Here is an 8,881-nt window from a genome sequence, read left to right as displayed (position 1 = left end):
CCGCCGTGGCGGCGGTCACGTCCGGTTCGCGCACTGGACGGCATACCGACCGGTCGGCATCATGGTCGGGTCCCCTTCACCCGTCCGTAGGAGCGACGATGAGCCCCGACCACCCGCCCGGACTCGATCTCGACCGGCTGCGCGGCCTGCTCGACCGAGAGCGGCCCGGCCTGGCACAGGGCCCCCTGACCGGCCGGCTGATCGAGGGCGGACGGTCGAACCTGACGTACGCGGTCTCGGACGGCACCTCGAAGTGGGTCGTGCGGCGCCCTCCGCTCGGCCACGTCCTGGCCACCGCGCACGACATGAAGCGCGAGCACCGGGTGATCAGCGCCCTGCACCCGACCGACGTGCCGGTACCGCGCCCGGTGCTGCTGTGCGAGGACGAGGAGGTGCTGGGTGCGCCGTTCTACGTCATGGAGTTCGTCGAGGGAACCCCGTACCGCACCGCCGGCCAGCTCGCCCCGCTGGGCGAGGAGCGCACCCGGAACGCCGTGCTGTCACTGGTGGACACCCTCGTCGAGCTGCACGCGGTGGACCCCGCCGGGGTGGGCCTCGCCGGCTTCGGCCGGCCCGAGGGCTTCCTGGACCGGCAGCTGCGGCGCTGGGGCAAGCAGCTGGACGCCTCCCGCAACCGCGAGCTCGCCGGCGTCGACGAACTGCACGCGGCGCTCGGGCGCGCGCTGCCCGACTCCCCCGCGCCGGCGGTCGTGCACGGCGACTACCGGCTCGACAACGTCCTGATCGGCACCGACGACCGGATCGAGGCGATCCTCGACTGGGAGATGTCCACGCTCGGCGACCCGCTGACCGACCTGGGCCTGCTGGCGATGTACAGCACGCCGCTGGAGCTGCCCGACTCGCCCGTGTCCACGACGGCCGCGGCGGCCGGGCACCCCTCCCCCGCCGAGCTGGTCGAGCGGTACGCCGCGCGGTCGGGGCGCGACGTCTCGGCCGTCTCCTGGTACACGGCGTTCGCCTGGTTCAAGCTGGCCGTGATCCTGGAGGGCATCCACTACCGGTACACGCTCGGCCGGACGGTCGGACACGGCTTCGACCGCATCGGCGACCTCGTCCCCGTCTTCATCGACCACGGACTGACCACTCTGCAGGAAGGCTGAGCGACCATGGACTTCGCGTTCGACGCGCGCACCGAGGAACTGCGCGCCAGGCTCCTGGCCTTCATGGACGAGTACGTCTACCCGGCCGAGGCGGTGGCGGAGGAGCAGCGGGCCGCGCTGGCCTCCCCCTGGGACACCCCGGCCGTGGTGGAGGAACTGAAGGCCGAGGCACGCCGGCAGGGCCTGTGGAACCTCTTCCTGCCGGACGCCGAGCACGGCGCCGGACTGACCAACCTCCAGTACGCCCCGCTCGCCGAAATCACCGGCCGGTCCCCGCAGTTGGCACCCACCGCCACCAACTGCGCGGCCCCCGACACGGGCAACATGGAGGTGCTCGCGCAGTTCGGCGACGAGCGGCAGAAGAAGCAGTGGNNGAGCCGCTGCTCGCCGGTGAGATCCGTTCGGCGTTCGCGATGACCGAGCCGGAGGTGGCCTCCTCGGACGCCACCAACATCACCACGCGCATCGAGCGGGACGGCGACGAGTACGTCATCACCGGCCGCAAGTGGTACATCTCGGGGGCGATGAACCCGGACTGCAGGATCTTCATCGTGATGGGCAAGACCGACCCGGACGGACCGGACATCCGCCGTCAGCAGTCCATGGTGCTGGTGCCGCGCGACACTCCCGGCGTCACGGTCGAGCGGGCGATGCGGGTGTTCGGGTACGAGGACCACTACCACGGTGGTCACGCCGAGGTGGTGTTCGACCACGCGCGCGTGCCGGTGTCCCACCTCGTCGGCGAGGAGGGCGGCGGCTTCGCCATCGCCCAGGCGCGCCTCGGCCCGGGCCGCATCCACCACTGCATGCGGCTGATCGGCATGGCCGAGCGGGCGATCGAGCTGATGTGCCGGCGGGCGGTGTCCCGGACGGCGTTCGGCAGGGCCCTGGGTCAGCAGGGCGTGGTGCAGAACTGGATCGCGGACGCACGGGTGACCGTCGAGCAGCTGCGGCTGCTGGTGCTGAAGACGGCGTGGCTGATGGACACCGTGGGCAACCGGGGCGCCCACACCGAGATCCAGGCCATCAAGATCGCCACGCCGCGGGCGGTGGTGGGCATCATCGACCGGGCGGTCCAGCTGTACGGCGCGGGGGGTGTCAGCCAGGACTTCCCGCTGGCGGAGCTGTACGCGGGGGCGCGCACGCTGATGATCGCGGACGGTCCGGACGAGGTCCACCAGCGGTCGCTGGCGCGGCGGGAGCTGAAGAAGTACCTGTGACGCGGAGGGAGCGGCCGGGAGGGGTTCTCGCCCCCGCCGCTCCTTCCTGTCCCGTCCCGTCTCCGGGGTCCGCGTCCCCGGAGACGGGACGGGCTGAACAGCTCACGGGCGCAGTGCCCGCAGCAACAGGTCCGCCAAGTGGTCGGCGACCTCCTGGGGGCTCAGCGGGCCGTCCGGGCGGTACCAGGTCGACAGGTGGTGGACGGAGCCGAAGTGGTAGTCGACCACCAGGTCGGCCGGGGTCGCCGTGGAGAAGACGCCCGCCCGCTGGCCCTCCTCGATGAGGGCGCGGAAGCGTTCGTGGTAGCGCCGGCGCTCGGCGCGTACCTGCTTGTTCTTCTCCGGGCCGAGGTGGTGCATCGAGCGGAAGAAGATCATCGCGTCGTCGAGGTTCTCGATGGTGGTCACCACCACGTCCGCCGCCGCGTCCCGCAGCCGCTTCTCGACCGGTTCGTCGGCGTCCGCGAAGGCGTCCAGGCGCTCCTGCTGGACGCGCAGCACGCGCGCGTACACCTCGTGCAGGAGATCGTCCTTGGAGCCGAAGTAGTGGTAGAGCGCCCCCTTGGTGACGCCGGCCGCCTCGACGATCTCCTGCACGGAGGTGCGGTCGTAGCCCTGCTCGGCGAAGAGCCGGGTGGCGGCGGCCAGGAGCCGCTGCGGCACCGGAGTGCCGCCTGAGTCCGTCGTCCTGGGCACCTGCCGCCACCTGCCTTCCGTGGTCCTACTCGCTGTCGTGCGTACGGGAACGGAGCTCCCGACGGAGGATCTTCCCACTTGCCGTTCCCGGCAAGTCCGGCAGGACCTCGGTGTCCAGGAGGGCCGCCCGGGGCCCGGCCGCACGGCAGGGGGCGGTCACCGGGTCTCCTCCCACGTGCGCTGGATGCGGTTCATGCTCGTCAGCCAGCGGTCGGGATGGCCGGCCCGGGCCTGATAGAAACCGGCGACCTCGGGGTGCGGCAGGATCAGGAAGCGGTCCTCCGCCATGCCCTTGAACAGGGCCTCGGCCACGTCCTCCGGCTCGATCGCGGTCGGCCGGAGCACCAGGTCGCCCGCGCTGCCGGAGCCGGTCAGCATGTCGGTGCGCACGCCCTGCGGGCAGATCGCGTGCACCTTGATCCCGCGGTGACGGTACGTCAGCGACAGCCACTCGGCGAAGGCGTAGGCGCCGTGCTTGGTGACGCTGTACGGGGCGGCGCCGATCATGGTGAGCAGTCCGGCCGCGGAGACGGTGGAGACGAACCGGCCGCCGCCGCGCTCCAGCCAGGCGGGGAGCAGCGCCTCGGCGGCGCGGACGTGGGCCATGACGTTGACGTCCCAGGCGCGCGCCCAGACCTCCTCGCCGGCCGCCTCCGAACCGGCGGAAGCCAGGCCCGCGTTGGCGCAGTAGACGTCGATCGTGCCGCCGAGCGCGTCGCGGGCCCCGGCCACGGTCGCGGAGGCGTCGCCCGGCACCGCGATGCCGCCGATCTCGGCGGCGACGGCCTCCGCCCTGCCGGCGTCGAGGTCGTTGACGACGACCCGCGCCCCCTCCGCGGCGAACCTGCGGGCCAGCGCGGCGCCGATGCCCCCGCCGGCCCCGGTGACGACCACTCCCGCATCCTGCACGGCTTCCACCATCGGTCTCCTTCGACATGGCTGCGACACGAGGCGCATCGGCCCTGCCGCGTCAGACTAACCGGTCGGTATGTGTGAGGGAAGGGCTGACTGCAGCAACGTAGAGGTGACCACGGCAACGCAGGACACACGGCTCGCACCTTCCCCACTCACGGAGGTCACCCATGCGCATGTCCAGACGAGGTGTGCTCGCAGCGGCCACGGCGGCAGCCGTGTCGCCCGCGCCGACGGCGGCCGCGGCCGAGCGCCGCGGGCAGCAGGCGCGGACCGGCTTCGAGCGCCTGGCCGCCGACGGCTACGCGCCGCTGCGCGGGCAACGGGTCGGGATCGTCACCAACCCGACCGGCGTCACCCGGGACGTGCGGCACATCGTGGACGTCATGCACGCCGACCGCCGGGTGAACCTGGTCGCCGTCTTCGGCCCCGAGCACGGCTTCCGGGGCACCGCGCAGGCGGGCGGCTCCGAGGGCCGCTACGACGACCCGGCCACCGGACTGCCGGTGTACGACACGTACCTCAAGAGCGGCCGGCCGCTCGCCGACGTCTTCACCGCCTCCGGCGTGGACACGGTCGTCTTCGACATCCAGGACGTGGGCGCCCGCTTCTACACCTACATCTGGACGCTGTACGACTGCATGGAGGCCGCCGCGCTGGCCGGCAAGCGGTTCGTGGTGCTGGACCGGCCCAACCCGGTGACCGGGCGGGAGGCCCTGGGCCCGGTGCTGCACAAGGAGTTCGCGACGTTCGTCGGCCGGCAGCCGATCGCGCAGGCGCACGGCATGACGGTCGCCGAGCTGGCGCGGCTGTTCAACGGGGAGTTCCTGGCCACGCCGGTGCCGCTGGAGACCGTGTTGATGACCGGCTGGAAGCGGTCGCGGTTCTACGACGACTCCGGGCTGCCCTGGGTGCCGCCGAGCCCGAACATGCCGACCCCCGACACCGCGCTGGTGTACGCGGGGACGTGTCTGTTCGAGGGCACGAACCTGTCCGAGGGCCGCGGCACCACCCGCCCCTTCGAACTGCTCGGCGCGGAGGGGATCGACGGACGCTGGGCGGCCGCGGCGAACGCCCTGCGCCTGCCGGGCGTGCACTTCAGGGAGGCGTACTTCGCGCCCACCTTCTCCAAGTTCCAGGGCACGACGGTCGGTGGGGTGCAGATCCACGTGCACGACCGGGCCGCCTACGACCCCGTACGGACCGGGATCGCACTGCTGGTGACCGCCAAGCGGGTCTGGAGCGGCTTCGCCTGGCGCTCGGACGACTGGATCGACAAGCTCACCGGCTCCGCCCGGGTGCGCACGATGATCGACGGCGGGGCCACCACCGACGAGGTGGTGGCCGGCTGGCGGCAGGAGCTGGCCGCGTTCCGGAGGACACGGAAGGGATATCTCCTCTACGGCTGAGCCCGGCGGCTGAGCCGTGAGGCGGGGCCGTGACGCGGGGCCGGCTCCCGCTCCGGCCCGGCCTCCGGCAGGTGGCGGGCCGCGTCCACCGACGCGGCCCGCCACCGCCCGGTCTACCGGTGACCGCCGTACTCCACGACCTGCTGGTAGGTGGGCCGGTTCTGCCAGCCGATCCTGCCGTGCTTGATGCCGCCCAGGGCGCGCTGGACGATCGAGTCGGCGCACCACTGGTCGCCCGCCGAGCACTGGTCGTCGCCGGGATAGACCCGGGCCGCGGGCGTCCCGGCCGCCTGCTTCAGGGTGCTGATCAGGGCGTCCCGGCAGGCGCCGAGGTCGCCGCCGCCGCAGAACTTCCGTGCGAGCGGGCCCTGGACGGGCTCGCCGAGCACCGCGCGGATGTCCTTGTCGACATAGCTCCACCAGCCGTACTGGAAGGAGCTTCCGGCGTGCGAGCCGGTCGGGCCGTGTCCGGCCGACGGCGACTCGTCGACCGGCAGGTTGGCGGTGAGGGCGGTGTAGAGGCCGCTGCCGAGGCCCGGCTCGAACTCGGCCCTCACCAGCAGCGGCCACCAGGCGTCCAGGATCCTGATGGCGTCGGCGTCGGCGTACTTCTTGGAGCCGGCCGAGGTCTCGGTGCGCCGGGCGCCCGCGGTCAGCCAGGTCTGCAGCCTGCCCACGGCCGCCGCGGCCGTCGGGTCGGTGACCGGCGAGCTGTTGATCACCTTCAGCAGCCCGGGCAGCACGTCCTCGCCCCTGAGGTCGGCCAGGGCCGCGTCCGCCATCGCCTTCACCAGCGAGGCGCGGGTGACCCCGCCGGCCGCGACCAGCTTCCTCACCCGGTCCTCGAGCAGGTCGCCGCGGTGTACGGAGCCCTCGCCCCAGGGGGCGGCGGTGTAGTCCAGGGCCTGCTTGTTGTTCCAGGAGATGTAGTAGTCCTGGTCGACGGAGTTCGGGTGCGCGGAGGGCGGGGTGTAGTCGGCGGTGTTGGTCGCCGCGTCCCAGTCGCGCCACTCGTACGCCGGCCGGGCCCACACCGGGAACTCGGCGTCCACGCCGTTCGCCCGCACCGGGTTGTCGCCGCTGTTGTAGTACGCGGTGTGCCGCGAGTCGGCGTAGAACCAGTTGAACGTGTAGTTGATGTGCTGCGCGGCCCTCTGGAAGTCCTCCGGTCCCTTGACGAAGTCGGGGTCGTTGAGCATCTGGAAGCCGATGATCGAGTCGGCCTCGTGCAGGAAGGAGGAGCGCAGGGTGGTGTAGGCGACCTTCTTCCCGCCGACGGTGGCGCGGTACTCGACGGGGCCGTACTCGGTGCGCCACGCGCGCATGGTGTAGGAGCCGGCCGCGGTCCCGTCGGCGACGGTGGGCTTCCAGGAGTTGGTCTGCTGGACCTTCTCCATGGCCGTGCAGGTGCCGCGGTAGAGGTAGTGGTAGTCGTCCTGGCACAGTTCGACGGCGTAGGTGTCGATGATGTCCTGGCCGGAGGTCGTGGCGCTCCACGAGTAGTCCTGGCCGCGGCCGAGTTCGACGTACATGCTCAGGCCGGCGAAGGAGGCGCCGCGGGCGCTGAGGCCCGGGCCCTGGATCTCCTGGAGCATCAGCAGCTGGGGCGCGAAGTAGCCGGTCTGCGGGCCGAAGACGGCGACCGGGTGGCCGCTCGCGGTGTGCCTGCCGCTGACGACGAGCGCGTTGGACATGCCGCGCCGGGCGGAGGACAGGGCGCTCTGCGCGGCCGAGGCGGAGGCGCTCTTCGCGGCGGCGGTCGCCGCGCTGCCGGTGCGGTCGTACACCAGCGGCTCCTGGGTCACCGAGCCGGCGTCGGGCAGGGCCGTGCCCTGGGGGTTGTCGGGCTTGACGGCGTACGGGTAGCTCTTGCCGTCGTGCAGGGTGAGGACGGCCTCGGGGTCGTTGCGCTCGCGGAAGGACTCCCAGACCCGGGTGCCCTCCTCGACGCCGTACTTGGACTGGGCGGCCAGCAGGGACAGCGCGTTGTTCACCTCCCCGCCCCCGCCGGAGCCGAACAGGGCGCCGACCACGGAGGCGAGGGCGACCAGGTCGGTGGTCCTGAAGTGCTCGATGGTGCCGGCGTTGGTGATCGAGTCCTTGTGGCCGGTCAGGACGTACTCGCCGGGGAAGTAGCGGCCGGAGTCGGAGGCGTCGATGTAGGCGTTGATGCCGTCCAGGTAGGCGTTGACGTCGGCGAGGGCCTGCTGCCCGCGGGCGCCGCCCCGGGCCGCCGCGCCGTCGATCTGCGCCTGGAGCTCGGCCTCGGTGTACGGCGCGTTGCGCCAGAACTCCTGTTCAAGGCCCTGGTTGGCGGGCGCACCGCCGGCGAAGGAGGTCAGCCGGCCGCGGCCGACGTGCCGGAAGACGTCCATGAGCCACAGCCGGTCCTCGGCGGCGGCGTACCCGGCGCCGAACTCGGTGCCGTAGCGGGTGGTGCCCGTGATGTGCGGCACGCCGGTCTTCTTGTCGCGGACGATGGTCACGTCGCTGCGGCCCGCGGGCTTCACGGTGGAGGCGGCCTGGCCGGAGGGGACGCCGAACGAGGCGTCGTTGAAGAAGGAGTTGATCTTGGCGTCGGTGAGTGCCGGGTAGCCCTTGGCCAGGTCGGCGTACGGGCCGAGCTGGTCCTCGGCGTGGCTGGGCTGGGTGCCGAAGGCCTGGTTGAGGAGGATCTGGGCGAGGGTGGCGTTGCCGTTCTGGCCGGGCGGCAGGATGTCGGAGCACTGGCCGCCGCAGTAGTCGTTCGCGGCCGTCGCCTCCGTGGCCGCCCCGGCCGCCGCCGCTTGGGAAAGCGGAGACAAAAGACCGGCAATGAGGACGCATACGGATGCGGCCTTCAGGAACCCGGGGAACCTGTGGGGAGTTCTCAGTCTGTCGAGCGCGATGTGTGGGGTGCGCCGTGGCATGGCAGCTCCTCCCGACGGGGTGGGGAGCGGGACGTTACCGCCGGTATCCCCTGGCGGGAAGATGAACGTGCGTCACTTTTGGAGACACCTCGTGAAGGTCAACCGGGGCGGCGTTATGGAGGGCATCGGAAAACCGATGGAGCCGGATCGGGTGTCGGCACGTCCATTCGGCGACGTCGGTACGGCGACCCCGTACGACGACGCCGCAGTGATCGAAGTACAGGTGCAGGTGTGACGGAGGTGCAGGGCGATGGCCGGTTTCCGAAGTCTGGCGAGACAGGTGAGGGACCCGCGGTGCGATCTGGCGCTGCGACGCTACTCACTGCGCAAGTGCCTGGAGCGGTTCGCGCCGTACGGGCACAGGGCGACCTGGGACCATCTGTGCTCCAGGGCGGGGTTCGACCCCGATGACAGGTCTCCCGATCCGGCGCGGCTCGTGGCCGCACTGGAGGAGCTGGAGGAGGCGCGTTCGGTGTGGCTCGCCTACGAGGTCGAGTTCGCCAGGCGCCGCAAGAAGGAGAAGCACGACGGGCTGCGCAGGCCCGGCAGCGTGGACGACTGGCACCGGCTGACCTGGGGCGGCTTCGGGGTGGCCTGGTGCGACGACCCGCGGG

At 71.9% G+C, this 8,881-nt stretch carries 7 protein-coding genes and 2 pseudogenes; 6 read left to right on the top strand and 3 right to left on the bottom strand.

What is annotated here, in order from left to right; all coding sequences use genetic code 11:
• Window positions 1–98 precede the first annotated feature (98 nt).
• From RH94_RS20730 to RH94_RS20725, 3 genes and pseudogenes are all read left to right on the top strand, one after another.
• Complete coding sequence (locus tag RH94_RS20730; RefSeq protein ID WP_073949004.1) at window positions 99–1,121, top strand: phosphotransferase family protein; 1,023 nt, start codon at window positions 99–101, stop codon at window positions 1,119–1,121.
• Between the two features lie 6 nt (window positions 1,122–1,127).
• A pseudogene (locus tag RH94_RS44050) lies at window positions 1,128–1,493 on the top strand (acyl-CoA dehydrogenase family protein); the annotation flags it as partial.
• Between the two features lie 2 nt (window positions 1,494–1,495).
• Window positions 1,496–2,341 (top strand): acyl-CoA dehydrogenase family protein (locus RH94_RS20725; protein ID WP_234425912.1); only part of this gene is annotated, 846 nt, incomplete at its 5' end.
• Window positions 2,342–2,443: 102 nt separating this feature from the next.
• Here the strand turns inward: RH94_RS20725 and RH94_RS20720 are convergent.
• Window positions 2,444–3,037 (bottom strand): TetR/AcrR family transcriptional regulator, encoded by a 594-nt coding sequence (locus tag RH94_RS20720; protein ID WP_073949003.1) that lies wholly within the window; start codon window positions 3,035–3,037, stop codon window positions 2,444–2,446.
• Between the two features lie 156 nt (window positions 3,038–3,193).
• Entirely contained in the window at window positions 3,194–3,958 is a 765-nt protein-coding gene (locus RH94_RS20715) for an SDR family oxidoreductase (RefSeq protein WP_073949002.1), read from the bottom strand.
• Window positions 3,959–4,119: 161 nt separating this feature from the next.
• Here RH94_RS20715 and RH94_RS20710 point away from each other — a divergent pair, with 161 nt between their 5' ends.
• A complete protein-coding gene (locus RH94_RS20710) occupies window positions 4,120–5,358 on the top strand; it encodes an exo-beta-N-acetylmuramidase NamZ family protein (protein WP_073949001.1) in 1,239 nt (412 codons plus the stop codon).
• Window positions 5,359–5,471: 113 nt separating this feature from the next.
• On the opposite strand, the gene RH94_RS20705 is transcribed toward RH94_RS20710, so the two are convergent.
• A complete protein-coding gene (locus RH94_RS20705) occupies window positions 5,472–8,267 on the bottom strand; it encodes a penicillin acylase family protein (protein ID WP_079189120.1) in 2,796 nt (931 codons plus the stop codon).
• A 91-nt stretch (window positions 8,268–8,358) separates the two neighbouring features.
• On the opposite strand from RH94_RS20705, the gene RH94_RS40810 reads away from it, so the two are divergent.
• The gene (locus tag RH94_RS40810; RefSeq protein WP_158073075.1) at window positions 8,359–8,502 is read left to right on the top strand and encodes a hypothetical protein; all 144 of its coding nucleotides are present in this window, start codon (window positions 8,359–8,361) and stop codon (window positions 8,500–8,502) included.
• 15 nt (window positions 8,503–8,517) lie between these two features.
• Window positions 8,518–8,881: pseudogene (locus tag RH94_RS44045) on the top strand (hypothetical protein); the annotation flags it as partial.

Origin of the sequence: Streptomyces kebangsaanensis, from assembly GCF_001906585.1 — a bacterium.
GTDB lineage: Bacteria > Actinomycetota > Actinomycetes > Streptomycetales > Streptomycetaceae > Streptomyces > Streptomyces kebangsaanensis.
This window is presented reverse-complemented; position numbering and strand designations above follow the sequence as displayed.

Coding starts and splice junctions, on each gene's coding strand:
- RH94_RS20730 (WP_073949004.1), top strand. CDS start 99: ATGAGCCCCGACCACCCGCCCGGACTCGATCTCGACCGGCTGCGCGGC.
- RH94_RS20715 (WP_073949002.1), bottom strand. CDS start 3,958: ATGGTGGAAGCCGTGCAGGATGCGGGAGTGGTCGTCACCGGGGCCGGC.
- RH94_RS20710 (WP_073949001.1), top strand. CDS start 4,120: ATGCGCATGTCCAGACGAGGTGTGCTCGCAGCGGCCACGGCGGCAGCC.
- RH94_RS20705 (WP_079189120.1), bottom strand. CDS start 8,267: ATGCCACGGCGCACCCCACACATCGCGCTCGACAGACTGAGAACTCCC.